Source organism: Microbacterium sp. ZW3a (assembly GCF_057167165.1).
This window is the reverse complement of the sequence record NZ_CM169903.1, coordinates 2868486-2893814: the sequence shown is the minus strand read 5'-3', so window position 1 is coordinate 2893814 and position 25329 is coordinate 2868486. Positions and strand designations below refer to the sequence as shown.

Annotated in this window: 24 protein-coding genes and 2 riboswitches; of the genes, 14 read left to right on the top strand and 10 right to left on the bottom strand. The window is 71.7% G+C overall.

Annotated features, from left to right (window positions below; genetic code table 11):
* Positions 1-54: 54 nt before the first annotated feature.
* On the top strand, positions 55-237 hold the full coding sequence (locus ACU6WY_RS13500) for a DUF5302 domain-containing protein (protein ID WP_483820156.1): 183 nt from the start codon (positions 55-57) through the stop codon (positions 235-237).
* Between the two features lie 98 nt (positions 238-335).
* On the opposite strand, the gene thiD is transcribed toward ACU6WY_RS13500, so the two are convergent.
* The 4 genes from thiD to ACU6WY_RS13480 form a co-directional block, all read right to left on the bottom strand.
* Positions 336-1757, bottom strand: a complete 1422-nt coding sequence (gene thiD / locus ACU6WY_RS13495) for a bifunctional hydroxymethylpyrimidine kinase/phosphomethylpyrimidine kinase (protein ID WP_483820155.1) — start codon at positions 1755-1757, stop codon at positions 336-338.
* Positions 1758-1765: 8 nt separating this feature from the next.
* Positions 1766-2407 carry a thiamine phosphate synthase gene (gene thiE, locus ACU6WY_RS13490; RefSeq protein WP_483820154.1) on the bottom strand — a complete coding sequence of 214 codons (642 nt, stop codon included), beginning with the start codon at positions 2405-2407 and terminating at the stop codon, positions 1766-1768.
* The gene (gene thiM / locus ACU6WY_RS13485; RefSeq protein ID WP_483820153.1) at positions 2404-3195 is read right to left on the bottom strand and encodes a hydroxyethylthiazole kinase; all 792 of its coding nucleotides are present in this window, start codon (positions 3193-3195) and stop codon (positions 2404-2406) included. The genes thiE and thiM overlap by 4 nt, the downstream gene beginning before the upstream one ends.
* A riboswitch (TPP riboswitch) is annotated at positions 3187-3278 on the bottom strand. (Overlaps the previous gene by 9 nt.)
* Before the next feature lie 19 nt (positions 3279-3297).
* Positions 3298-4803, bottom strand: a complete 1506-nt coding sequence (locus tag ACU6WY_RS13480; protein WP_483820152.1) for a D-alanyl-D-alanine carboxypeptidase family protein — start codon at positions 4801-4803, stop codon at positions 3298-3300.
* Positions 4804-4840: 37 nt separating this feature from the next.
* Positions 4841-4950: riboswitch (TPP riboswitch) on the top strand.
* Here ACU6WY_RS13480 and ACU6WY_RS13475 point away from each other — a divergent pair.
* From ACU6WY_RS13475 to ACU6WY_RS13445, 7 genes are all read left to right on the top strand, one after another.
* Positions 4942-5580, top strand: a complete 639-nt coding sequence (locus ACU6WY_RS13475; protein WP_483820151.1) for an ECF transporter S component — start codon at positions 4942-4944, stop codon at positions 5578-5580. Its footprint overlaps the riboswitch before it by 9 nt.
* Positions 5580-7031: an ABC transporter ATP-binding protein gene (locus tag ACU6WY_RS13470; protein WP_483820150.1), complete on the top strand. Its 1452-nt coding sequence runs from the start codon at positions 5580-5582 to the stop codon at positions 7029-7031. Before ACU6WY_RS13475 ends, ACU6WY_RS13470 begins: the two co-directional genes overlap by 1 nt.
* Positions 7028-7816 carry an energy-coupling factor transporter transmembrane component T family protein gene (locus tag ACU6WY_RS13465; RefSeq protein WP_483820149.1) on the top strand — a complete coding sequence of 263 codons (789 nt, stop codon included), beginning with the start codon at positions 7028-7030 and terminating at the stop codon, positions 7814-7816. Before ACU6WY_RS13470 ends, ACU6WY_RS13465 begins: the two co-directional genes overlap by 4 nt.
* 130 nt (positions 7817-7946) lie before the next feature.
* The gene (locus ACU6WY_RS13460; protein WP_483820148.1) at positions 7947-8918 is read left to right on the top strand and encodes a hypothetical protein; all 972 of its coding nucleotides are present in this window, start codon (positions 7947-7949) and stop codon (positions 8916-8918) included.
* Between the two features lie 45 nt (positions 8919-8963).
* A complete protein-coding gene (locus ACU6WY_RS13455) occupies positions 8964-9725 on the top strand; it encodes an SDR family NAD(P)-dependent oxidoreductase (protein ID WP_483820147.1) in 762 nt (253 codons plus the stop codon).
* Positions 9722-10498 carry an enoyl-CoA hydratase/isomerase family protein gene (locus ACU6WY_RS13450; RefSeq protein WP_483820146.1) on the top strand — a complete coding sequence of 259 codons (777 nt, stop codon included), beginning with the start codon at positions 9722-9724 and terminating at the stop codon, positions 10496-10498. Before ACU6WY_RS13455 ends, ACU6WY_RS13450 begins: the two co-directional genes overlap by 4 nt.
* On the top strand, positions 10495-11325 hold the full coding sequence (locus ACU6WY_RS13445; protein ID WP_483820145.1) for an SDR family oxidoreductase: 831 nt from the start codon (positions 10495-10497) through the stop codon (positions 11323-11325). The genes ACU6WY_RS13450 and ACU6WY_RS13445 overlap by 4 nt, the downstream gene beginning before the upstream one ends.
* Before the next feature lie 133 nt (positions 11326-11458).
* On the opposite strand, the gene ACU6WY_RS13440 is transcribed toward ACU6WY_RS13445, so the two are convergent.
* The 4 genes from ACU6WY_RS13440 to ACU6WY_RS13425 form a co-directional block, all read right to left on the bottom strand.
* The gene (locus ACU6WY_RS13440; RefSeq protein ID WP_483820144.1) at positions 11459-12304 is read right to left on the bottom strand and encodes a Cof-type HAD-IIB family hydrolase; all 846 of its coding nucleotides are present in this window, start codon (positions 12302-12304) and stop codon (positions 11459-11461) included.
* A 59-nt stretch (positions 12305-12363) separates the two neighbouring features.
* On the bottom strand, positions 12364-13779 hold the full coding sequence (locus ACU6WY_RS13435; protein WP_483820143.1) for a glycoside hydrolase family 1 protein: 1416 nt from the start codon (positions 13777-13779) through the stop codon (positions 12364-12366).
* A 15-nt stretch (positions 13780-13794) separates the two neighbouring features.
* Entirely contained in the window at positions 13795-15651 is a 1857-nt protein-coding gene (locus ACU6WY_RS13430; RefSeq protein WP_483820142.1) for a beta-glucoside-specific PTS transporter subunit IIABC, read from the bottom strand.
* A 193-nt stretch (positions 15652-15844) separates the two neighbouring features.
* Positions 15845-16753: a PRD domain-containing protein gene (locus ACU6WY_RS13425; protein WP_483820141.1), complete on the bottom strand. Its 909-nt coding sequence runs from the start codon at positions 16751-16753 to the stop codon at positions 15845-15847.
* A 173-nt stretch (positions 16754-16926) separates the two neighbouring features.
* On the opposite strand from ACU6WY_RS13425, the gene rlmN reads away from it, so the two are divergent.
* The 4 genes from rlmN (at position 16927) to ACU6WY_RS13405 (ending at position 21677) form a co-directional block, all read left to right on the top strand.
* A complete protein-coding gene (gene rlmN / locus ACU6WY_RS13420) occupies positions 16927-18210 on the top strand; it encodes a dual-specificity RNA methyltransferase RlmN (RefSeq protein ID WP_483820140.1) in 1284 nt (427 codons plus the stop codon).
* Positions 18211-18469: 259 nt separating this feature from the next.
* A complete protein-coding gene (locus tag ACU6WY_RS13415) occupies positions 18470-19483 on the top strand; it encodes an aldo/keto reductase family protein (RefSeq protein ID WP_483820139.1) in 1014 nt (337 codons plus the stop codon).
* Between the two features lie 77 nt (positions 19484-19560).
* Positions 19561-21210: a DUF4407 domain-containing protein gene (locus ACU6WY_RS13410; RefSeq protein ID WP_483820138.1), complete on the top strand. Its 1650-nt coding sequence runs from the start codon at positions 19561-19563 to the stop codon at positions 21208-21210.
* Positions 21210-21677: an NUDIX hydrolase gene (locus ACU6WY_RS13405; RefSeq protein WP_483820137.1), complete on the top strand. Its 468-nt coding sequence runs from the start codon at positions 21210-21212 to the stop codon at positions 21675-21677. Before ACU6WY_RS13410 ends, ACU6WY_RS13405 begins: the two co-directional genes overlap by 1 nt.
* A gap of 291 nt (positions 21678-21968) precedes the next feature.
* On the opposite strand, the gene ACU6WY_RS13400 is transcribed toward ACU6WY_RS13405, so the two are convergent.
* Positions 21969-22943 (bottom strand): zinc-binding dehydrogenase, encoded by a 975-nt coding sequence (locus ACU6WY_RS13400; protein WP_483820136.1) that lies wholly within the window; start codon positions 22941-22943, stop codon positions 21969-21971.
* A gap of 68 nt (positions 22944-23011) precedes the next feature.
* Between ACU6WY_RS13400 and ACU6WY_RS13395 the strand changes: the two genes are divergently transcribed.
* Complete coding sequence (locus tag ACU6WY_RS13395) at positions 23012-23590, top strand: TetR/AcrR family transcriptional regulator (protein ID WP_483820135.1); 579 nt, start codon at positions 23012-23014, stop codon at positions 23588-23590.
* A 52-nt stretch (positions 23591-23642) separates the two neighbouring features.
* Here the strand turns inward: ACU6WY_RS13395 and ACU6WY_RS13390 are convergent, their stop codons facing one another.
* The gene (locus ACU6WY_RS13390; protein WP_483820134.1) at positions 23643-23957 is read right to left on the bottom strand and encodes a YbjQ family protein; all 315 of its coding nucleotides are present in this window, start codon (positions 23955-23957) and stop codon (positions 23643-23645) included.
* A 107-nt stretch (positions 23958-24064) separates the two neighbouring features.
* Between ACU6WY_RS13390 and ACU6WY_RS13385 the strand changes: the two genes are divergently transcribed.
* Positions 24065-25249: a thiolase family protein gene (locus ACU6WY_RS13385; RefSeq protein WP_483820133.1), complete on the top strand. Its 1185-nt coding sequence runs from the start codon at positions 24065-24067 to the stop codon at positions 25247-25249.
* Positions 25250-25329 lie beyond the last annotated feature (80 nt).

Sequence of the window (25329 nt, the reverse complement as noted above, 5' to 3'; positions counted from 1 at the left end):
ACGCTCGGGCCCTTCGCGCGGCGGCGGCTCGTCGGAGGTGCCTAGGGTGGGGACATGAGTACCGACGAGACCCCGGATGCCACGGCATCCGACGACATGAAGCGAAAGTTCAAGGAAGCCCTCGAGAAGAAGAACGGGCAGCACCGGTCGGGTCAGGCGCACCTGGACGGTCACTCCGCTGTGCAGGGCACGCACGGAGCCGTCACCAAGCGGGAGTTCCGCCGCAAGAGCGGCTGACCCGGCCCGGTCAGAACTCCTGAGAATCGCGTCGGTGGAGGTCTCCTCCAGCGAGCCGGGGAGGCCCCGCCGCGAAATCTCAGGAGTTCGGCCCGCCCTCACCCGCGCAACGGCGCCTCGAAGAACGCGAGCTCCAGCGCCATCGACCGGTCGAACGCCGCGGCCATCGCGGCGCGGACGGAGGGGGAGGCCGCGCGGGCCGTGGCATCGACGATCCGTGTGGCCTCGGCCGACGACGCCGCGAAGGCCTCGTCGCCGTAGGCCGTGAGCCAATCGGCGTAGGGGTGCGCGGCGGTGAACGTGCCGCGCCACCGCGCACCGATGTCGGTGTACAGCGTGAAGCACGGCAGCACCGCGGCCACGAGCACCGCGTACGCTCCCGCGGCCGAGACCGCGTGCAGGTGGTCGGTGTAGGCGGTGGTGGCGGGCGCCGGCGCGAGGTCGGTGGCATCCACGTGCGACTCGTGCAGCGCCGCCTCTTCGGCGAGGCACGAGACCGACGCCGCCGCCCAGAAGCGCTGCTCCTCGGCCGTCGGGGCCAGCGCCGCGGCGCGCGCCAGCACACGGGCGTACTCCCGCAGGTACAGCAGGTCTTGGGCGAGGTACCAGGCGAAAGCCTCGCGATCGAGGTCTCCGGATGCCAGTCCCCGCACGAACGCGCACCGATCGACGTTGGCGCGCACCGCCGCTGTCGCCGCCCACCGCTCGGCGGTCCACGAGCCGCCCAGGTCGAGGAAGGGCCGTAGCTCGTGGAAGTGGTCGATCGGACCGTTGCCCCGCCCGACGTGCAGGGCCTCGGCGTTCTCGAGCGCGCCAGTGAGCCACCGCTTCGCGCGGGTGAGAGCCGCGGGCCAGTCGAGGCCGTGCGCGGCGAGGGTCGCCATCGCCGACGACAGCGAGCACCCGGTGCCGTGGGTGTGGCGGGTCGCGACGCGGCGGCCGGGCACGAGGTGCACCCCCGCGGCGTCGATGACGGCATCCGGACTGTCGGGTCCGGCGAGGTGTCCGCCCTTGAGCAGCACCGCGGTGCCGGCCCGCGCCGCCAGTGTCTGGGCCTGCGCGACGGCGGTGTCCCAGTCCGCGGCGACGGGCTCCTCGACGAGGACCGCGAGCTCGGGCAGGTTCGGGGTGACGAGGTCGGCGTGACGGCAGAGGTCGCGCACGGCGTCTTCGGCGTCGGCGTCGAGCAGGCGGTCGCCGCTGGTCGCGACCATGACGGGGTCGAGCACGACCACCGCGGGGCGCATCTCGTCGAGCCACGCGGCGACGACGGCGGCGACCTCGGCCGACCCCAGCATCCCGATCTTCACCGCGTCGATCTCGACGTCGTCGCTCACCGCCCGCAGCTGCGCGTCGAGGAACGCCACGGGCGGCACGTGCACGTCGCGCACCCCTCGGGTGTTCTGCGCGACGAGCGCGGTGACCACGGCCATGCCGTACCCGCCGAGCGCGGCGATCGACTTGAGGTCGGCCTGGACCCCCGCGCCGCCGGTGGGGTCGGTGCCGGCGATGCTCAGCACGCGGGGAATCATGCCCACGCCCCGCGCAGTGCCCGCGTCGCTGCCGCGGGATCCGCGGCACCGCTCACGGCCGACACCACCGCGACGCCCGCGGCACCGGCCCGCCGGAGAGCGGCGACATCGCCCACCTCGATCCCGCCGATCGCGACGCAGGGCAGAGGGGCGGATGCCACGAGCCCGGCGAATCCGTCGATGCCCAGCGGTTCCGGGTGATCTGTCTTGGTCGAGGTGGCGCGGATGACGCCGACCCCGAGGTAGTCGACGGTGCCGGACGGGAGCGCGGCGGCGGCCGCGAAGTGCGCGGCGGTGTTCGCCGTCCAGCCGATGAGGGAATCGGCTCCCAGGAGCCGGCGTGCGGCGAAGACCGGCAGATCCGTCTGGCCGAGGTGCACGCCGTCGACGCGTGCGCCCGCCGCGCGGGCGGCGAGCACGACGTCGACGCGATCGTCGACCACGAACATGACCCGCCCGGCGATGACGTCGGCGAGCGCCGTGACGCGGTCGAACAGGTCGTGCCCGGTCGCCGTCTTGTCGCGGAACTGCACGACGCTGACACCGGAGCTCGCGGCGGCGTCGACGATATCTGCCACGCGGGCGAACGGCATCCGGTGATCGGTGACGAGGTGCAGGCTCAGGTCGACGTCGGTCATGCCCGCACCCGCCCCTCGAGGTCGGCCGGTTCGATCGCCGCGAGGGCGTCGAGGAACGCGACCGCGAACGATCCCGGTCCGGTCGAGGCCGCCGCGGCACGCTCCGACGCCACGGCCCACACCGCGCTGGCCGTAGTCGCCGCGGTGAACGGGTCGGTCACCGCGAGGAAGCCCGCCATCGCCGCGCCGAGGGCGCAGCCGCCGCCGGTGACCCGGGTGAGCAGAACGCTGCCGCCGGGCACGCGCGCGGTGCGCTCGGCATCCACGATCAGGTCGACGGCGCCCGAGACGGCGACGGTCCCGCCGGTGCGGGCGGCGAGCGCCCGGGCGGCGTCGAGCGCGGCCTCGGGGGTGTCGGTCGAGTCGACGCCGCGGCCGCCCGCGCCGGTCCCGGCCAGGGCGAGGACCTCCGATGCGTTCCCGCGGATCACGGCGGGCCGTGCGGTGAGCAGCTCGTGCGCGAGCGCGGTGCGCACCGGCAGCGCGCCGACGGCGACCGGGTCGAGCACCCACGGCGTGCCGACGACGACGGCCTCCCGCGCGGCGTCGCGCTGCTCGGCGGTCGGGGTGCCGAGGTTCACGAGCACGCCCCCGGCAACACCGGCGAACATTCCCGCTTCGCCGGGGATGTCGCACATCGCGGGCGCGGCGCCGAGGGCGAGGAGCGCGTTCGCGGTGAAGTTGGTCACCACGGCGTTGGTGATGCACTGCACGAGCGGCGGGGAATCCCGCAGTGCGGCCAGGGCCTCGGCGGGGGTGGACGGAGACGACGACGTGCGAACGACCATTCGCGACATCCCTTCGCTAGTACGAACTAGATCAGGTTCGACGGGTGTGTTCTCAGCCCCGAAGGGCACCCCGTGTCACTGCCGCGACCGTAGCACAGCGGGTCAGTCGTTGAGCCCCAGCAGGTCGAGGGGATGGGTCAGCCGCCACCAGGGGCTCGGTGGCTCGATCTCGGTCGCCAGCCGCGCCTCGACGGTGTCGATGTCGAGCGGCCCGGTCGTGGACAGCGCGCCGACCGTGTCGCCCTGTCCGCGCGCCTCGCCGAGGTCGAACGTCGAGGAAGACTCCGCGCGGGCGCCGTTCCAGAGCACATTGATCGCGTCTTCGGCGGTGACGATGTCGACATCGTTCCCCCAGAGCGTCGAGACACGGCCCACGACGGTCCCCGCGGGCACCGAGGTGCGCGCCTGCACTTCCTCGGTGAGGCGGGCGAGCAGATCGCGGCTCGCCTGGTCGCGCTCCGCCGGACCGGGCTGCCCGAGCACGGCGGCGTAGACGCGAACGGTGCTCGTACCCACCACGAACTCTTTCGCCGACAGCAGGTTCCAGGCATCCAGGGTGCCGGTCTTGATGCCGATCACCCCCGGGTCGGCGAGCAACGGATTGCCGTTGCGGAACGACCCCGCCCCCGGGAGCGTGAGCTCGGGGGTGCGCACGATCTCGGCGATCACGGGGTTCTGCAGCGCCTTCTCGGCGAGGGCGATCAGCGCGCCCGGCGTCGCGACGTTCCCGGCTTCGATGCCCGTCGGGTTGACGATCGTGATGCCCGTGATCCCACGGTCGGTCAGGTAGGTGTTCGCGGCGGCGACGAAGTCGGCGTTCGAGGGCCAGAGATCGGATGCCAGGCGCTGGGCGTAGTTGTTCGCCGAGGCGATCAGCATGCCCTGGAGCATCTGGTACTGGGTCAGGGTCCCGCCGACGGGGACGTCGAGCGAGGACTCGCCGCGCGCGCGGTACTGCCAGTAATCGGCGCTGTCGGCCTCGGTGAACGCGTAGGTCGGCCCCTGTTCGCCGGGGGCGAGGGGGAGACGGTCGAGCACGAGCAGAGCCGTCACGACCTTCGTGATGCTCGCGATCGACTCGGGGGCGTCCGCGGACGAGAGCACATCGGGCATGCCCTCGACCGCGACCGCGGCCGCCCCCTGGCCGGGCCAGGCCGGGGCAGATATCGGGGCCACCGTGGTCTGGACGCCGACCGCCTGCACGCGGGGGGTGACCGCGTTCAGCGGCCAGAGCAGCGTCACCGCGCTGTAGGCGGCGACGAGCAGCAGGATCAGGAGCGTCGGAACGACGGTGCCCGGACGCAGGATCCGGCGGCGATGCCTGCCCAGCAGGTCGGCCGTCGGCGATACGGGGCCGGCGACGACGAACTCCGGCGCGGGCCGGGGCGCGCTCGCCTCCGCGGGGTCGACCCACGTCAGCGCGATCGGCGCGCCGATGGGCGTGGACGCCGGGGTGGCGGGCTCGGGAGCGACGGCGGTGTCGGGGGACTCGGGAGCGACGGCGGTGTCGGGGGCCGGGGTCTCGCCCTCACCCTCGCCTTCGCCCTCGCTCGAGGGTGCCTCCCGATCGCGCAGCGCGCGCCGCGTGGCCGGGGTCTCGTCGTGCACCCGCCCACGCTACCCCGGCGACCTGCCTATACTCGGGAAACACAACCACGGGAGTCCGGTGAGCCGGGCTGAGAGGAAGCGACCCACGCTTCGACCGTCGAACCTGATCCGGATCATGCCGGCGCAGGGAGGAGAGAAATGCACACGTCTACGTCTGCCCGCACGGCACCCGCCGTCGCCACGTCCGACCGCTTCCGCTGGCGCGTCGTCGACATCGTCGTCGCCGCCGTCCTCGGTGTCGCGATCGGCCTGGTGTTCTGGGCCTGGAACACCGTCGGCGGCCTGTGGTTCGCCGCGATGGACGGGTTCACCCCGGGCCTGGGCGGCATTGCCGTCGGCATCTGGCTGCTCGGGGGCGTCGTCGGCGGGCTCGTCATCCGCAAGCCGGGCGCGGCACTCCTGGTCGAGCTCGTCGCCGCCATCGTCTCGGCCCTCATCGGCAACGTGTGGGGCATCAGCACGATCTTCTCGGGCCTCGCGCAGGGGCTCGGGGCCGAGCTCATCTTCCTGGCGTTCCTCTACCTGCGCTTCACGCTCCCGGTGGCCATGCTCGCCGGCGTCGGCGCGGGTATCGGCGCGTGGGTGCTGGAGTTCTTCGTCGGAAGCTCCCCCAACATCCTCAAGACCGTCGAGTTCAACCTGCTGTACCTCGGCACGCTCGTGGTGTCGGGGGCGCTGCTGGCCGGTCTGGTCGGCTGGCTGCTCGTGCGCGCCCTCGCCGCGACGGGTGCCCTCGGCCGATTCGCCGCGGGGCGGGAACGGCGCCGCGACGTCTGATGCCGCATCCCGCTCGCGTCGACGTCGACGGCTGGGGGTGGCGGTACGCCGGCCGGCGCCTCCCCGCCACCCGTGACGTCGACCTCGTGATCGAGCCCGGCGAGCGCGTGCTGCTGCTCGGCGCGTCGGGTGCCGGTAAGTCGACGCTGCTCGCGGGCCTGGCGGGCCTCCTCGGCGGGAGCGACGAGGGCGAGCGCACCGGCCGCATCCTGGTCGACGGGGCACCGCCCGAGGCGCAGCGCGGGCGCATCGGACTCGTGCTGCAGGACCCCGAGGCGGGGGTCGTGCTGTCGAGAGTCGGCGACGACGTGGCGTTCGGCTGCGAGAACCTCAGGGTCCCCGCCGACGCGATTCCGGCCCGTGTCGCCGAGGCGATGGCATCCGTGGGTCTGACCGTGCCGCCGGACCGCCCGACGAAGGCGCTCTCCGGCGGGCAGAAGCAGCGGCTGGCGCTCGCCGGGGTGCTCGCGATGCGGCCGGGGCTGCTGCTGCTCGACGAACCGACCGCCAACCTCGACCCCGACGGGGTGCGGGAGGTGCGCGCCGCCGTCGAGCGCGTCGTTGCTCGCGATGAGACGACCCTCGTGCTCATCGAGCACCGCACCGCGGTGTGGGCCGACCTGGTCACCCGCGTCATCGTGCTCGCCCCCGGCGGAGGTCTGCTGGCCGACGGCCCGCCCGCGTGGGTGTTCGCCGAGCACGGCGATGCGCTCGCCGCGGCGGGGGTGTGGGTGCCGGGGCGTCCGGTCGATCTCCCCGTTCTGGAGCCGGTGTCGTCGGGGGTGGATGCCGCGCTCTCGACGTCGATGCTCACGATCGGTCGCGATCGCCGGGAGCCCGTTCGGTCGGCGCTGAACCTGTCCGTGCCCGTCGGAGCCGGAACGGTGGTCACGGGACCCAACGGCGCCGGCAAGTCGACGCTCGCGCTGACGCTGGCGGGGCTTCTCCCCGAGCTGTCCGGCGAGGTGGTCGCCGCGCCCTCGCTCGCCGCCCGCGGCGTGCGCCGCCCGTCGCGCTGGCGCTCGACCGAGCTGCTCACCCGCATCGGCACCGTCTTCCAGGAGCCCGAGCACCAGTTTCTCGCGGCGACCCTCCGTGACGAGCTCGCCGTCGGTCCGCGGGCGCTGCGGATGCCGGCATCCCAGGTCGACGCGATCGTCGACGAGCTGCTCGAGCGGCTCGATCTGGCCTCCCTCGCCGAGGCGCACCCCTTCACGCTCTCGGGCGGGCAGAAGCGGCGGCTGTCGGTGGCGACGGTGCTCGCGTCGTCACCCGCGGTGATCGTGCTCGACGAGCCGACGTTCGGTCAGGACCGGCGCGGTTGGAGCGAACTCGTCGGGCTCCTGCAGCGGGAGATCGCGCGCGGCCGCACGGTGGTCGCGGTCACCCACGACGCCGACGTGGTGCGCCATCTCGGTCAGCACCGGATCGTGCTGGGGGATGCCGCGTGACCGGGCTCATCTCTCGTCGGGAGCAGGCGATCGCGTGGCTCGATGGGGTCAACCCCGTCACGCGGATCGTCATCGCGCTCGTGCTGTCGGTGCCGCTGTTCGTCACGCTCGACGCCGTCAGTGCCGCGACCGCCGTCGTGCTCGAACTCCTATGCGTCCCGCTCACCGGTCTCACGTACGCGACGGTGCTGCGCCGCCTCGTCCCCGTCGCGGTGTTCGCGCCGATCGCGGCGTTCAGCATGCTGCTGTACGCCCGGCCGGGCGGCACGGTCTACGGACAGTTCCTCTTCGCCACGATCAGCGACGACTCCATCGCCCTGTCGATCGCGGTGCTCATCCGGGTGATCGCGCTGGGGCTGCCCACGATCCTGCTCTTCGGCCGCACCGACCCCACCGAGCTCGCCGATGCGCTCGCCCAGGTCGCGAAGCTGCCGAGTCGGTTCGTGCTCGGCGTTCTGGCGGGAGCGCGCACGGTCGGTCTCTTCGTCGACGATTGGCGCACGATGACCCTCGCCCGCCGCGCGCGGGGTCTGGGCGACCGGGGAGCCGTGCGGCGGTTCTTCTCGATGGCGTTCGTGCTGCTGGTCTTCGCCGTGCGCCGCGGCACGATGCTCGCCACCGCGATGGAGGCCCGCGGCTTCGGTGCCGACACCGAGCGCACCTGGGCGCGGCCCTCGCGGCTTCACCCGCGCGACGCCGTGGCGCTGACGGGGGCCGTGGGGCTGATCGGCGTGGCGCTGCTCGTCGCCGTGGCAACCGGGGCGTTCCGCTTCGTGGGGGGCTAGTCGGGTGATCCCGACATATCTCGACCCCGGGTTAACGATGCGGTGAACATCACTGGTCCGTCTGCCCCGGGGGCTACTCTGTTACCCGGGCGTCGGGGGTACTCGCCCGGAACGCGTGTGAGGGGATGCCGTGGGTTATCCGTATGCGCTTCTGGTGATCAGCGTCGCCGTCGTCGCGGCCGTGCTGTTCGTCGCCATGCCGCACGTCGGTGCGCGGGGTCCGCAGGCGCTGTTCTTGCGCTTCGCCGCGGCATCCGGGATCGCCGCCGTCGGCGCCAGTGTTCTCTACCTGGCCTACGGCAGCGGGGGCGGCTCGGTCGCTCTCGCGCTCGGAGACATGTGCATGGTTCTCGTGCCGCTCCTGCTGTTCGTCGCCGTCCGCACTCTCGAGGGGCGCCGCGCGCTGCGCACGTCGCTCCTCGCCTTCGTCGTGGCGATCGTCGTTGCGGTCGTGACCTCCCTCACCCCGCTTCCTGATTCCCTGGCGGTAAAGGTCGCGGTGCTCGCGGCCACGTGCGGCGCGTGCGCCTGGGCGGCGGCGCGGGCACAGGTCGAACCGCGGGCGCCGATGCTCACGATCGCGATCGCGACCGGCGGGTACTCCCTCTTCTCTCTCGCGCGCCTCGCGGTCGCCGCCGTCCTGGGGTGGGGGTCCCCGCCCTACGCCGTCGGGTTCTCGTTCCTCCCCGCCATGGTCGTCGGATCGCTGGTCATCCTCGCCATCGGGATCGCGGTCGTGCAGCTGCGGGTGCTGACCCGGGGCGCTCCCGAGCGCGCATCCACCCCTCGCACCGGGACGATCGTCGTGGTGGGTGACTGGAGTCTGGCATCGGCGGCGTACGGACCCGACCGGGTGCGCGCCCTCGTGCTCGACCTGCGTGCCGCGGGGCGCGCGCTCGACCCGGAGGCGGGCCAGGTGCCGCGCGGTGTCGAGGTCGGCATTCCGCAGGCGGTGGCGGTGCTATCGGAACGGCTGCGCACGGCCTACGGCTGGACGCCCGACGAGATCGCTCTCCTCGCCGACGGCTCGGCGACGGCGGCGCTGCGCACGCACCCCGTGCGCGTCTCCGGGTGGACGTGGCCGCGATCGACGCGATCCTGAGTCCCGGGTAGAGTGACACTCGGTTTCTGCTTCGAAGGAGAAGGCATGGACATCACGGGTGCATCCGCCCTCGTCACCGGCGGGGCCTCGGGCCTGGGTCTGGCGACGGTGCGCCGCCTCGCCGCCGCCGGCGCGCACGTCACGGTCGTCGATCTCCCCTCGTCGGACGGCGCGCGCATCGCCGACGACCTGGGCGCCTCGTTCGCCCCGGCCGACGTGACCGATCCCGAGCAGATCGCCGACGCGGCCGCGCTCGCCGCCGACGCCGGCCCACTGCGCGTTGTCGTCAACTGCGCCGGCATCGCCCCGCCGGCGAAGGTGCTCGATCGCGACGGCGTCCCCACCGCGCTCGCCGATTTCGAGCGCGTGGTCCGGGTGAACCTCCTCGGCACGTACAACGTCATCGCGCAGACCTCGGCCGTGATCGCCGCGACCGACCCGACCGACGGCGGTGACCGCGGCGTCATCATCACCACCGCCAGTGTCGCGGCCTTCGACGGGCAGATCGGGCAGCCGGCCTACTCCGCCAGCAAGGGCGGCGTGCACGCGATGACCCTGCCGATCGCGCGGGAGCTCGCGCGTCACGGCATCCGGGTGGTCACGATCGCCCCCGGCATCATGGAGACCCCGATGCTCAAGGGACTCCCGCAGGCCGCGCAGGACTCGCTCGGCCAGCAGGTGCCGCACCCCTCACGCCTCGGCGCCCCCGACGAGTACGCGCGCCTCGTGCTCGCCATCGTCGACAACGGCTACCTCAACGGCGAGACGATCCGCCTCGACGGCGCGATCCGGATGGCCCCGAAATGACCGACGGCATCCGGCTCCACGTCGAGGGCGCTCTCGCCCGCGTCACGTTCGACCGTCCGGCCTCGCTCAACGCGATGGATTTCCCCATGGCCCGACGCTGGCGCGCGGTCGCGCACGAGGTGACCTCTGACGCGTCGGTGGGAGCGGTGATCCTGGATGCCACGGGCCCCGCGTTCTGCGCGGGCGGCGACGTGGTGGCGATGGCGGCGAGCGGCGCCGCGGGTGCGGAGGTGACCGCGACGGCCGAGGCGATCCACGACGGCATCCGCACCTTCGTCGAGGCGCCGCTGCCGATGGTGGCTGCGGTGCAGGGGGCCGTCGCGGGCGGGGGCCTCGGGCTGATGCTCACCGCGGACTACGTCGTGGCGAGCGAGAACGCCCGCTTCGTCAGTCGCTATGCCAACATCGGCCTCACTCCCGACCTCGGGGTCTCCACACTCCTCCCCGCGGCGATCGGCCAGCGCCGCGCCCTGCAGCTCCTGCTCCAGGACCGCATGCTCGATGCTGCGGAGGCCCTCGACTGGGGACTCGTCGCCGAGGTCGTGGCATCCACGGATCTGTCGGCGCGGGTCGACGAGATCGCGCGGTTCTGGCTCGACGGGGCGACCGCCGCGTTCGGTCAGGCGACGCGGCTCGTGCGCGGGGGCGCCGGCCGGACGTTCGTCGAGAACCTCGCCGACGAGGCCGCGACGATCGGTGCGGCCTTCGACACCCCCGAGGCGCGGGCGCGGGTCGCGGCCTTCGCCGCCCGCTCCGCGAAAGGAACAGCGTGACGCTCGCCGGAAAGACCATCCTGATGTCGGGCGGAAGCCGCGGCATCGGCCTCGCGATCGCGCTGCGCGCCGCGCGCGACGGCGCGAACATCGCGCTGCTGGCCAAGACCGACACCCCGCACCCGAAGCTCGAGGGCACGGTGCACACCGCCGCCGAGGCGATCCGGGCCGCGGGCGGGCGGGCGCTGCCGATCGTCGGCGACGTGCGCGACGAGGAATCGATCACCGAGGCGGTCCTGAAGACGTCGGGCGAGTTCGGCGGCATCGACATCGTCGTCAACAACGCCAGCGTCATCGACCTGTCGGGCTCGCTCGACCTCGCGACGAAGAAGTACGACCTCATGCAAGACGTGAACGTTCGCGGCACGTTCCTGCTCTCGCGCGCCGCGATCCCGATGCTGACGGGTGCCGCGAACCCCCACATCCTCTCGCTCTCGCCGCCCCTGAACGTCACGCCGAAATGGCTGGGCGCGCACACCGGCTACAGCCTCGCGAAGTTCGGCATGACGATGGCAACGCTCGGGATGGCGGCGGAGTTCGCGGATGCCGGGATCGCCGCGAACACCCTGTGGCCGCGGACGACCATCGCGACCGCGGCGGTGCAGAACGTCATCGGCGGCGACCGGCTCATGGCCGTCTCGCGCACGCCGGAGATCTACGCCGACGCGGCGTACGAGGTGCTCACGGCGCCGGCGCGCGAGCGCACCGGGCAGACGCTCATCGTCGAGGACGTGCTCGAGGCCGCCGGCGTCACGGACTTCTCCGGCTACGCCGCGGTGCCCGGCACCCCCGACGCCGCGCTGTACCCCGACATCTTCCTGGACTGACGCGCCCCGCGCCCCCGCGCGCCCGCGCCCCGCGCCCCCGCGCAGGCCCTGATAAACGGGATCGGCGGGAAGAAACGCGCCGCCGGGCCGTTTCTCCCCGCCGATCGCGTTTATCGCGAGAGGGGGCGCGCGCTCAGATCAGCCCGAGCTCCGCGAAGGCGTTGTGCACGCCGTCGTCGAGCACGGCGGTGGTCACGCGCCCGGCGAGGCGCTGCAGCTCGGGCTGGGCGTTGCCCATGGCGACGGGGGTGCCGACGACCTCGAACATCTCGACGTCGTTCCAGCTGTCGCCGATGCCGATGGCATCCACCGCGTCGAGGCCGAGCAGGGCGAGCACCTCGAGGATCGCCGAGCCCTTGGTGACCCCGGCGAGGCCGATCTCGCCGTTGGATCCGCCCGGCAGCGGGATCGACCCGGGGATCACGTGGAACCGCTCGCCCAGCTCCTGCGCGCCGTGCGCGACGGTGTCGGGGGCGGGGCTGATGAACACGGCCTTGGCCACCTGATCGCGATCGATCTCCGCGAGCGGACGCGTGCGCGGAATCGGCGACGTCGTCGGGGCGGCGAAACCGAGGGCCGTGAGCTCCGCGGCGCGCTCGGCCCGCCGTGCGCGCACGTACTCGTCCATGAGGGGCTCGATGCCGGGGGAGGCGAACACCGCCTCATGGGTCTGGAGGAAGTACTGGATGCCATGGGCGGCGAAGTACCCCTCGATCGCGGCCACATCATCGCGGTGCATCGGGTGCTCCACCACCATCTCGCCGTCGCGAGTGGCATAGGCGCCACCGTTGCTGATGGCGCCGTCGAAACCGATCGCCTTGACGTCGGGGTGGATGTCGCCCTCGGCGCGGCCGGTGCACAGCCACACGAGGTGGCCGTTGGCGCGGGCCTGGCGGATGGCGGTCACCGTCGAGGGGGCGATCGCTGAGCCGTGCTCGAGGATCGTGCCGTCGACGTCGAGGAAGGCGATGCGGGTCATGTGCACTCCACAGGATCGGCCCCGGGCCGTGAGGCCCGGGGCCGACCCGATCGATGGGATCAGCGCGTCAGGGACGCGCCGTTGGTCCGGATGACGTCGGCGTACCAGTGGAACGACTTCTTCCGGTACCGATCGAGGGTTCCGGAGCCGTCGTCGTTGCGGTCGACGTAGATGAAACCGTATCGCTTGCTGAGCTGCGCCGTGCTGGCGCTGACGATGTCGATGCAGCCCCACGAGGTGTAGCCGAGCACGTCGACGCCGTCCGCCAGCGCTTCGCCGACCTGCACGAGGTGATCGTTGAGGTACTGGATGCGATAGTCATCGACGACCGTCTTCTCGCCGTCCACCTCGACCAGCTGGTCACGGGCGCCCAGGCCGTTCTCGACGATGAACAGCGGCTTCTGCCAGCGGTCCCAGAACTGGTTGAGCACGAGGCGCAGCCCCACCGGGTCGATCTGCCAGCCCCACTCGCTCGCGGGGAGCGTCGGGTTCGGCACGCCGCCCATGATGTTGCCCTCGCCGCCGACCTTCTTCCCGGCGTCGGCGGTCTCGGCGATCGACATGTAGTAGCTGAACGAGACGAAGTCGACGGTGTTCGTCAGGTCGGCGCGGTCCTCGTCGGTGATGTCGAGCTCGATGCCCTTCTCGCGGAGGGTCCGCAGGAAGTACCCGGGATATTCGCCGCGGGTGTGCACGTCGCCGTAGACGAGGTTGCCGTGGTCGGCCTCCATCACCGCGACCGCGTCGGCGGGCGACGGGCTGAGCGGGTAGATCGGCATCGACAGCACCATGCAGCCGACCTGCGCGTCGGGTGCCACCTCGCGGGCGATGCGGGTGGCCCGGGCGGATGCCACGAGCTCGTGGTGCATCGCCTGGTACAGCTGCGCGGTGGGCACGCCGCCCTCGGGGATCGGGATGCCGCCGCTCATGAACGGCGCGTGCAGGAGCGAGTTGATCTCGTTGAACGTCAGCCAGTACTTCACGCGGCTGCCGAAGCGCTCGAAGAGCGTGCGGGCGTAGCGCTCGTAGAACCCGATCAGCGCGCGGTTCGTCCACCCGCCGTACGCCTCGGCGAGGTGCAGCGGCGTCTCGTAGTGCGAGATCGTCACGAGCGGCTCGATGCCGTGCTTCTCGAGCTCGTCGAGCACGCGGTCGTAGAACGCCAGGCCCGCCTCGTTCGGCTCGGTCTCGTCGCCGTTCGGGAAGATCCGGCTCCACGCGATCGAGAAGCGGTAGACCGAGAACCCCATCTCGGCGAACAGCGCGATGTCCTCGGCGTAGCGGTGGTAGTGGTCGATGCCGACGAGCTTGAGGTTGTCGGGCGTCGGACGCTCGCTGCGCGGACCGGAGATGCCGCGGGGCATCACGTCCTGCACCGACAGGCCCTTGCCGTCCTCGTCGTACGCGCCCTCGATCTGGTTCGCCGCGGTCGCGCCGCCCCAGAGGAAGCCGTCGGGGAAGGGGGTGTTCGTCATTCTTTTCTCCAGGGGTCAGCGGGCGGAGGTCATCGAGTCGACCGACACGGCCCGGAACAGGGTCTCGCCGTGGGACAGGGGACCGGATGCCACGTCGGCGATGTCGGGGTAGAGCTCGCCGTTGGTCACGATCACCGGGGTGATCAGGTCGTAGCCGGCGCGCTCGATCGCGTCGCCGTCGAACTCCAGCAGGAGGTCGCCGGCCTTCACCTGCTGGCCCGAGGAGACCTTCAGCGAGAAGTGCTCGCCGCCGAGCTTGACGGTGTCGAGCCCCACGTGGATCAGCAGCTCGACGCCGTCGGTGCCGCGCAGCCCCACGGCGTGGCCGGTCGGGAACGCGGCGACGACGGTGGCGTCGATCGGGGCGTACACCGCCCCCGAGGTGGGGCGGATCGCGACGCCCCGGCCCAGGGAGCCGTCGGCGAAGGCGGCATCCGGAACCTCGCTGAGGGCGACGGCGGTCCCATCGATCGGGGAGAGCACCACGGCGTCGGTCGCGGCGGTCGGTGCGGGGGTGCCCGCGTCGTCGGCGGGGTCACGGAAGCCCACGAGCACCACGAGCAGGAACGGGATGAGGATCGCCGCGGCGAGGCCGATGCCGAGCATGACCATGTTGCCGTTGCCGAGGAGGGCGGGAAGCGCGAGGCCCGACGGAACCACGAAGGCCGTGGAGAAGACCCCGCCCATCGCGATGATCGCGCCACCGATGGCGCCGCCGACGACGCCGAAGGCGAAGGGACGCTTCAGCGGCAGGTTGATGCCGTAGATCGCGGGCTCGGTGATGCCGGCGAGGAAGCCCGAGAGCGTCGCCGGTGCGGCGAGGGAGCGGAGGTTCTTGTTGCGCGTGCGCACGAGGACGCCGGCGACCGCGGCCGCCTGGGCGAGGACCGCGGCGAAGACCGGGCCGATGAGCAGGATCATGCCGGTGGTCTGGTACTCGAGCTGGAACAGCGGCACCAGGCCCCAGTGCAGGCCGAAGATCACGAACACCTGCCACAGGCCGCCCATGATCGCGCCGCCGAGCCACGGCACGGTCTGGAACACCCAGCCGATGCCCGCGGCGAGACCGCCGCCGATGAGGGCCGAGATCGGGCCGATGACGACGAACACCAGCGGCACGGCGACGAGCACCACGATCATCGGGGTGGCGAAGCGGCGGATCGCGCCGGGGAGCACGCGCAGCAGGACACGCTCGGCGTGGCTCTGCAGCCACACGATGATGATCACCGGGATGACGCTCGAGACGTAGCTGACCATCGTCACCGGGATACCGAAGAACGTCACGTCGGGCGCGCCCGTGAGGGCCGTGATCGACGGGTAGACGAGGGCGCCGGCGATGGCGAACGACGTGAACTCGGATGCCTTGAAGTAGCGCGCCGCGGTGATCGCCAGGGCCATCGGGAGGAAGTTGATCAGCGCGTCGGAGAGCGCGTTGAGGATCGTGTACGTGGTGGTCGTGGCATCCATCCAGCCGAACGTCACGGAGGCGGCGAGGAAGGCCTTCAGCAGACCCGTGCCGGCGAGCGCCCACAGGATCGGCGTGAAGATCGCCGAGATCATCTTGATGAAGCGGTTGAAGATGCTGCCCTTCGGGGCGTCGTCACTCGCGTCTGCGCCGCCGCCGAGCTTCGTCTGCGCCTGAATGGCGGCGTAGACGTCGGGAACGTCGTTGCCGATGACCACCTGGTACTGCCCGCCGGCCTGCGCCGTGGTGATGACGCCGGGGGTGGCGCGGATCGCCGCGGCATCCGCTTTGCTCTCGTCTTTCAGCACGAACCGGAGCCTCGTCGCACAGTGCACGAGGGACTGGACGTTGCTCTCTCCACCGACACCGGCGAGGACACCCGCCGCCGTTTTCGCGTGATCCGTCATTGGAATCCGCCTGCCTTTCACCGCATCTGCGCGGCCTGTCGACTGTTCTGTGGCGACGACCCCGGAGTGTTTCGGGCAATAAAAAAGACCCGAACCCGTTCATCGCTCGGAAGCGATGTGAGTTCAGGTCTTGCCCGCTCGCGCGGTAACAATCCAGAAAATCGTCGGCAGGGTGTGACACCTGCGACGGTGACTATAGCACCGGGGCGCCGGGGCCGCCAGTATCGTCGGCACGCCCCATGCTCGTGGCCAGCCGCTCGACGTGGACGATGAGGTACAGCACCTCTTCGTCGGTCAGGGCCGAGCCCGTGGCGGCCAGGACGTAGGCCTTCACGGACTCGGCGATGCCGAACGCCCGCGGATACCGGTGCTTGGCGAACTCGAAGAACGACGAGTCCCCGCTGGCGAGCATCGTGCGCTCGACGAGCCGCTGCAGCAGGAAGCGCACGTGCAGGATGAACCGGGCGTAGTCGGCGCTGCCGGTGTCGAGCGAGGTACCGAGACCCGTCTCGACCGTGCGAACGACGTGCTGGACGCGCCGGAACAGCAGGGCGGCGGTGCCGTTGGGCTCGTCGCGGGTGGCGTTGAGCAGGTGCATCGTGAGGAACACCCCCTCCTCGGGCGGCAGCTCTCGCCCCAGGGATGCCGCGATCGAGGCGGCCATGTGCTCGGCGACGCGCGACTCGTCGGGGTGGAGGATGCGCAACTCGGGCATCGACGTGCCGGGGATCCGGATCCCCTGGTCGAGACGCTCGACGACGTAGTGCACGTGATCGATCACCGCGAGCGGCAGACGCCTCCCGAGGTCGCGCCCGAGTTCGCGTTCGGCCTCGTCGACGGCCCGCATCACCGCCTGCACGAGGGCATACGGCGCGTCGGTGAGGAGCTTCTGCGCGTGGGCGGTGTCGGTGGCCTGGTCGAGGACGAAGGTCTTCTCGACCTTCGCGGGGTCGATGCGCCCATCGTGCTTGAGCTGGAACCCGATGCCGCGGCCCATGAGGACACGTTCGCGACCGTCGGCGTCGATCGACACGACGACGTTGTTGTTCAGCAGCTTCTGGACGCCGCTGGGCGGGATGGAGACGTCACCGGCACCGGGCATGGGATGCAGTTTAGGGCTGCCGTGTCGCGGGGTGCGCGGCATCCATCTGCACAACTCCTGCAGGAGCGGGCTCTGGGCGCGCGGGGGGCGTGGGAAGGGGCGGTGTGGCCGGAGTTGTGCGGCCGAGCCCGCGCCCAGCCGGGGTGCAGGTGCTCGCCGGTACCCTGGAAGGCATGACCGATCAGCCCCCCGTGCGCACGACCACGCCCCGGCAGGTGCGCCCCGCGGGGGCCCCGGCCGATACCGGTATTCGCCAGGTGCGGCCCAAGACCGAGGGCTGGCAGCAGCAGAAAGACGAGACCGGTCGCCCGCTGCTCCAGTTCGCCAGCCCCAAGCGCGGCAAGCCCCCGGTCCACCTCGCCGACCTCACGGCCGACGAGCGCGTGGCCAAGGTGAAGGAGCTCGGGCTCCCCGGCTTCCGCGCGAAGCAGCTCGAGAAGCACTACTTCACCCACTACACGTCCGACGCGTCCGCGATGACCGACCTTCCGGCATCCGGTCGCGACGAGCTCGTCGCGGGGATGCTGCCGCCGCTGCTGACCGAGGTGCGCCGCCTCGAGACCGACCGCGGCGACACGATCAAGTTCCTGTGGAAGCTGCACGACGGCGCCCTCGTCGAATCGGTGCTCATGCGCTACCCGGGCCGCATTACGCTGTGCGTCTCGTCGCAGGCCGGGTGCGGCATGAACTGCCCGTTCTGCGCGACCGGGCAGGCGGGGCTGACGCGCAACATGTCGGCGGCCGAGATCATCGAGCAGATCGTGCGCGCCAACCGTCTCATCGCCGAGGGTGGCCTGGGCGGCAAGAAGAGCGACGACCACTCGCTCGATCGCGTGTCGAACATCGTCTTCATGGGCATGGGCGAGCCGCTGGCGAACTACGCCCGGGTCATGCAGGCCGTGCGCGTCATGGTCGACAAGGAGCACGGACTCGGCATGAGCGCGCGCGGCATCACGGTGTCGACGGTGGGCCTGGTTCCCGCGATCACGAAGCTGGCGAACGAAGACATCCCGGTGACCTTCGCGCTGTCGCTGCACGCGCCCGACGATCACCTGCGCGACGAGCTCATTCCGGTGAACTCCCGCTGGAAGGTCGACGAGGCACTGGATGCCGCCCGCGCCTACTTCGACAAGACGGGGCGCCGCGTCTCGATCGAGTACGCCCTGATCAAAGACATGAACGACCACGCCTGGCGCGCCGACCTGCTGGCCGAGAAGCTGAACGCCCGCGGTCGCGGCTGGGTGCACGTGAACCCCATCCCGCTGAACCCCACACCGGGCTCGATCTGGACGGCGTCCGACGTGCCGGTGCAGAACGAGTTCGTGCGGCGGCTGAACGACGCCGGCATCCCGACGACCCTCCGCGACACCCGCGGCAAAGAGATCGACGGCGCGTGCGGCCAGCTCGTGGCCACCGAAGACGACGAGGCCGCGGCCGCCGCGACACCCGTCGCCTGACGCGCGGGGGGCGTCGGCGGCGGGCTGTGCGCCCGCGCCCCTGCCCCACGCCTGCCCCACGCCTGCCCCGTGCCTGCCCCGCGCCGCGCCGCGCCTGCCCCGCGATAAACGCTATTCCCGGCGAGAAACGCGCCCTCGGTGCGTTTCTCGCCGTGGATCGCGTTTATCGGTGTGGGGGCTGGCGTTTGTCGGCCGGGGGTGCGCGGCGAGAGCCAGGCGTGCGGCCCCGTGTGTCGGTGGCCGCCGATAGCGTGGAGACATGGTCGCTTATCGCTATCTCGGCAACAGTGGATTCAAGATCTCGGAGATCACCCTCGGCAACTGGGTGACCCACGGCTCGCAGGTCGGTGACGACGCTGCCATCAAGACGGTGCACGCCGCGCTCGACGCGGGGATCACGACGTTCGACACGGCCGACACGTACGCCAACACGGCGGCGGAGGTCGTGCTCGGCAAGGCCCTCGAGGGGCAGCGTCGCGAGTCGCTCGAGATCTTCACGAAGGTGTACTTCCCGACCGGTCCGCAGGGCCCCAACGACACCGGGCTCAGCCGCAAGCACATCATGGAGTCGATCAACGGCTCGCTGAAGCGTCTCGGCACCGACTACGTCGACCTCTACCAGGCGCACCGCTTCGATTACGAGACCCCGATCGAAGAGACGTTCCAGGCCTTCGCCGACGTCGTCCGTCAGGGCAAGGCGCTGTACATCGGCGTGTCCGAGTGGACCGCGGAGCAGCTGCGCGAGGGCCACGCGCTGGCGAAGCAGCTCGGCATCCAGCTCATCTCGAACCAGCCGCAGTACTCCATGCTGTGGCGCGTCATCGAGGGCAAGGTCGTGCCGGCTAGCGAAGAGCTCGGTATCTCGCAGATCGTGTGGTCGCCGATGGCGCAGGGTGTGCTCAGCGGCAAGTACCTGCCCGGCCAGCCGGTTCCCGACGGCTCGCGCGCGACCGACGAGAAGAGCGGCGCCACGTTCATCCAGCGTTTCCTGCGCGATGACGTGCTCGAGGCCGTGCAGCTCCTGAAGCCCATCGCCGACGAGGCCGGGCTCACCATGCCGCAGCTCGCGATCGCGTGGGTGCTGCAGAACCCCAACATCGCCGCTGCCCTGGTGGGCGCGTCGCGCCCCGAGCAGCTCGCCGACACGGTGAAGGCATCCGGTGTGCAGCTCGATGCCGACACCCTCGCCGCGATCGACAAGGCTCTCGGCGACGCGGTGTTCTCCGACCCCGAGAACACGTACGAGGTCTCGCCAAAGGCCCGTCTGGTCTAACCCTCGCGGAGCGGGGCCTGGGCGAGACCCCAGGCCCCGCTCAGCAGATGGCAGGAATCGCGTCGTACTCTGTGCGAATGTCCTTTTCCGCTCACCGGCCGGGTCGCTTCGGTTCCGACGGCCGCATCGAGTTCACGACGGACGAGGAACGCGAGCCGCAGTACCTCGACGACGTCCTCGCGAAGCAGCACGACGACGCCGATGCCGCAACCGAGGAGGTGACCCCCTCCGACCCCACCGAGCCGTGGGGGGCGCCGCCCGCCGGTGACGACGATGAGACCCTTCCCGTTGCGCCGGTCGACCCTGCAGCGGCGACAGACGCCGAGCCCGAGCCCCGCGACCTCGGGCCCGAGCTCGAACCGCGCGACGTCGGGCCGGACGCCATCCCCGACGCCGCGCCGTCCCCCGACGCCGCGCCCATCCCCGACGCCGCGCCGTTCCCCGCGCCCGTGGCATCCGATGCCCGTCCGCCGCGCCTGCGGCGCGCTGACCCCCGCCGCCCGAGTCTGTCGCTCGTGCGCCGGATGGCCGTGCTCGGCGGAGCGGACAACGACGTGCTCAACGAGGTGCCCGAAGAGGTGCCGCGCTTCGTGCAGATGTTCCTCGTGCTGCTGGGCACGGCCCTGGTCTCGGCCCTGTCGATGATGTTCGCCCTGATGACGGGGGTGCGCGTGAGCGTCCTGCTCGCGATTCCGCTCGCCCTCGTGTGGGGCCTGATCATCTTCAACCTCGACCGGTTCCTCACCTCGACCATGCGGTCGACGAAGAACATCTTCCGGCTGCTGGGTCTGGCGGTGCCGCGCGTGATCATGGCGGCGCTGATCGGCATCGTGGTCGCCGAGCCGCTGGTGCTGCAGGTGTTCCAGAACGACATCAACCGCGAGGTGAACTCCACCAACGTCACCCAGGCCCTGAGCGATCAGGATGCCGTGACGAACGGCCCCGAGAAGCAGGCGCTCGACGCCGCGAGTGCGCAGGTGGCGGCGCTGGAGAACCAGGCTGCGACGGGCATCGTCGCCGGGACCTCGTCGACGTCGGCGGAGGCGGCCGCCGCGCAGCAGACGGTCGAGCAGCTCACCCAGCAGCTCGCCGCGCAGCAGACCGTGATCGACCAGGCGCGCGCGGTGTACCAGTGCGAGCTCACCGGCCAGGGTGCCGGCGAGGTCCCCGGGTGCACCGGCATCGCCGGCGACGGCGCGAGCTCCGACGCCGCCGAGGCGCAGCTCGCGCAGGCGCAGTCGGCGTACGACGCGCTGTCGGCGCAGCTGCAGCAGGCCCAGACGGCGCTCGCCGCGGCGAACTCGGCCGGTGCCGATGCTGCGGCGGCCTCGGCCGACCAGAACAAGCAGCAGGCGCAGGACCAGCTCCCCGCCGCCCGCGCGCAGTACGAGTCGGCGCTCGCGGCCTACAACGAGCGCGCCTCGTCGGTGGCCGACGGCAACGCCGGGGCCGTGGGGTTGCTGAGCCAGATCTCGGCGCTCGAGCGGCTGTCGGAGCGTGAGCCGACGCTCCGCTGGGCGCACTGGCTCATCGCGGCGCTGTTCTTCATGATCGAGCTGCTCCCGGTACTGGTGAAGGTGCTCACCGGCTTCGGCGGACCGTCGCTGTACGAGAAGGCCGAGAAGATGCGCACGCAAATCGCCCTCGATCGCGTCACGGCGCGCACGTTCCGCAAACGCGCCGACGTGATCGCCGACGAGGCCGCGCGGGTTCCGGCGGGCGTCTGATGACCACGTGGAGCGCGGGGCTGCTGCTGTACCGGCGGCGCCCCGCGCTCGAGGTGTTCGTGGCTCACATGGGCGGACCGTTCTGGGCCCGTAAAGACGCCGGTGCGTGGTCGATCCCGAAGGGGGAGTTCGACCCCACATCCGAGCAGCCCGTGGATGCCGCGAAGCGGGAGTTCCGCGAAGAGCTCGGCGTCGAGCCGCCCGACGTCGAATGGGCCGAGCTCGGCACGTTCTCCTACACCTCGGGGAAGAAGATCGTGGTGTTCACGGGCGACGGTGCCGGGTTCGCGGCATCCGCCTTCGTCTTCGGCGAGTTCGAGATGGAGTGGCCCCCGCGGTCGGGGCGTCGAGCGTCGTTCCCCGAGGTCGACCGCGCGGAGTGGATGGGCCTGGATGCCGCCCGCGAGGCGCTCGTGAAGGGCCAGCGGCCCGCGCTCGACGCGCTGGAGTCTCTGCTCGGGGCCTGAGTCGGGGCGTCCCCCGGCCCGCGCGGCCCGCGAGCCAGCCGAACTCCTGAGAAACGGCGCAGCTCCGCCCGGCTCGTCGGCCGGTGATCGGAGTTGGCCCGGTTTCTCCGGAGTTCGGCCCGTGCGGCGGTGAGGGCGGGGTGCCCCGGCCCGTGCGGCGGTGAGGGCGGGGTGCCCCGGCCCGTGCGGCGGTGAGGGCGGGGTGCCCCGGCCCGTGCGGCGGTGAGGGCGGGGTGCCCCGGCCCGTGCGGGCAGTGAGGGCGACGGTCGCTCCCACCGGCGAGGGACGGCTTACGGGCGCAGGAGCACCTTGCCGACGCGCGGCGACAGGCTCGCGGTCACCGCGTCGCGGATGTCATCGAGGGCGAACGTCGCGGCGACGGGGAGGGTGACGGTGCCGTCCGCGAGGTAGCGCGACAGTTCGCCGAAGAGGGCGCCGCGGGTCTCGGCATCCATGGTTTTGCTCACGACGCTGCCCCAGAATCCCTTGACGGTCGCCTGGCGGAAGATGATGTCGCCGGCCGACAGCTCGAGCTTTCCCTCGCCCATCGACCCGAAGATCACGAGCGTGCCGTTGTCGGACAGGAGCGAGAGCACCTGGTTGCTCGCGGCGCCACCGACCGAGTCGACGCCCGCGACGATCGGGGCGCCGGCGGCGAGGGCGAGGGCCTTCTCGCGCCAGTCGTCGGCGTCGGTCGAAACGATCCCGTCGATGCCCTGCTGGGCGAGTTCGTCGACGGCGCTCTGGCGACGGACGAGGCCGATGACCCGGATGCCACGGGCCTTCGCGATCTGCGCGACCATGCGTCCGACCGCGCCGTTGGCGGTGTTCTGCACGATCCCGTCACCCGGCTTCAGGTCGAGCGAGTGCAGCAGGCTGATGGCGCTGAAGGGCATGGCGACCAGCTGTGCGGCCATCTCGTCGGAGAGGCCCTCGGCGACGGGGATGAGGCCGGCGGCCGAGGCGACGACGTACTCGGACCACACGCCGAACGTGCCACCGGCCGCGACGCGTTGGCCGAGCTCGAGGCCCTCGACGCCCTCGCCGAGCGCGTCGATGACGCCCACGGCCTCGGTTCCGGCGCGGGCGGGCAGCTCGGGCTTGTAGCCGTAGGTGCCGCGAATCGTCCACAGGTCGTGGTTGTGGATGGGCGAGAGCGTGATGCGCAGCCGCACCTCGCCGGGTCCGGGCTGCGGGGTCTCGACCTCGTCGACGGTCAGGACGTCGGCCGGTTCGCCGAACTCGTGGTGCACAATCGCGCGCATGTCTCTCCTCCGCGGTTATTTTGTAACGACCGGTCTAATATAGACCCCGACCGGAGAGAAGGAAACCCATGGGCAGGATGCCGACGTTCGACCGCTCCGCCGTCGTCGATGCCGCGCGCGACGTGTTCTGGCAGCGCGGCTACGCCGAGGCCGGCATCACCGAGCTCGAGGATGCCACCGGTCTCACGCGGTCGAGCCTGTACAACGCGTTCGGCAGCAAGCGCGGTCTCTTCGATGCGGTGCTCGCGGCGTACCTCGACGACGTCGTGCGCACGCGGCTGCGTCCGCTGGGCGGGGGAGACCCGGGTGCGCTCGAGGCGTACGTCGACGAGATGAGGGCCGCGATCGTGGCGGACAGCCCCCGCGCGCGTCTGGGATGCCTGCTCCTGAACGCCGGGTCGTCGCCCCTCGCGTCGGATGACGCCGAGGTCCGCGCGCTCGTCTCGCGCTACGCCGCCGAGATGCGCTCGGCGATCCGCGACGCCGTCGCCGATCGCCGACCCGACCTGACCCCCGACGCCGTGGACGCGCTGTCCGGCGTGTGCGCGTCTCTCGTGGTGGCCGCCCTCACCCTCGCGCGCGCCGACCGTGACGGGGCGCTGGCGACGCTGGCATCCGTGCCCGTGACGCTCGAGGCGTGGCGCTGAGGCGACGGCCTCGCGCGCGGATGCGGCGGGCGGAGGGAGTCGGAGCCGCGGGTCAGGCGAGCTTGACGGCCGTGCCGTAGGCGACGACCTCTTGGAAGTTCTGCGCGACCTCGCTGGTGTCGAAGCGCATCGCGACGACGGCGTCGGCACCGAGAGCCTGCGCCTGCTCGATCAGGCGCTGCTTCGCCTCGTCGCGGCTCTCCTGCAGCTGTTTGGTGAGTCCCTCCAGCTCGCCGCCGAAGATCGACTTCAAGCCGGCACCGAACTGGACGCCGATGTTGCGGGAGCGCACCGTGAGGCCGGTGACCTCGCCGTAGACCTCGACGATCTGGCGACCCGGGACATCATTCATCGTGGAGACGAGCATGCGGTCAGTGTGACAGCCGGGCGGCCCGACCCGCCAGCGTTTTCGGCTCGTGCGAGAAAAACGCGGGCACAATGCTGTGATCGCCCCTTCCCGTCCCGGAGGTTCGCATGGCATCGACCGCCCCGCGCATCGTGATCGTCTCGGGGGCGCGCACCCCCATCGGCTCGTTCGGGGGTGCGCTGTCGGGCGTCGACGCGCACGAGCTCGGCGCCGTCGCCGTGACCGCCGCGCTCGAGCGGGCGGGCGTGGCCGCGGGCGACGTCGACGAGGTCGTGATGGGCTGCATCGCGCAGAACGGCCCCGACGCATACAACGCCCGCCGTGTCGCCCTCGCCGCGGGGCTCCCGACCCGCGTCCCCGCCTTCACCGTCAACCGCCTGTGCGGGTCGGGGCTGCAGGCGATCTGGTCGGGCGCGCAAGAACTGCGGTGGGGTGGCGTCGATGTCGTGGTTGCGGGCGGCGACGAGAGCATGTCGCGGACGCCCTTCCTCGACTACGGTGCGCGCGGCAATTCCCGCCTCGGAAACCGGACGCTCCTCGACGGCACGCTCGCGATCCTCACCGACCCGTTCAGCGGCCGGCACATGGGCACGACCGCCGAGACGGTGGCATCCCGCTACGGGGTGTCGCGCGAAGAGCAGGACGCCTTCGCGGTCGAGAGTCAGCGCCGGGCGGCCCTGGATGCCAGTCGCGCGGCGTTCGCGGAAGAGATCGTGCCCGTGACGACCGGCGGGAAGCGGCCGGTCGAGGTCGCAGTCGACGAGCACCCGCGCCCCGACACGACGCTCGAGGTGCTCGCGGGGCTCCGGCCGGCGTTCGAGGCGGGCGGGTCGGTGACGGCGGGCAACTCCTCGGGGATCAACGACGGTGCGGCGGCGACCGTGCTGATGCGCGAGGACGACGTGCGCGAGCGCGGGCTCACGGGGCTGGCGACGCTGGAGGCGGTGGCGACCGCCGGCGTGGACCCCGAGATCATGGGGTACGCCCCGGTGCTCGCCCTGCAGCGGCTGTGGGAGCAGACGGGGCTGACGCCGGCCGATGTCGACGTGATCGAGCTCAACGAGGCGTTCGCGGCGCAGGCGGTCGCCGTGATCCGCGATGCGGGACTCGACCCCGAGAAGACGAACCCGTACGGCGGCGCGATCGCGCTCGGGCATCCGGTGGGGGCGACGGGCGCGATCCTCACGGTGCGCGCGGCCCTCACCCTGCAGCGCCGCGACCTCGAGTATGCCGTGGTGACGATGTGCATCGGCGGCGGCCAGGCGCTGGCCGCGCTGCTCCGGCGTCTCTAGCCGCGCGAGGGGTCAGTTTCTGTCGCCTGGCGGTGGGCGAAGCGACAGAAAGTGACCCCTCACGCGAACGGGAACGGCCC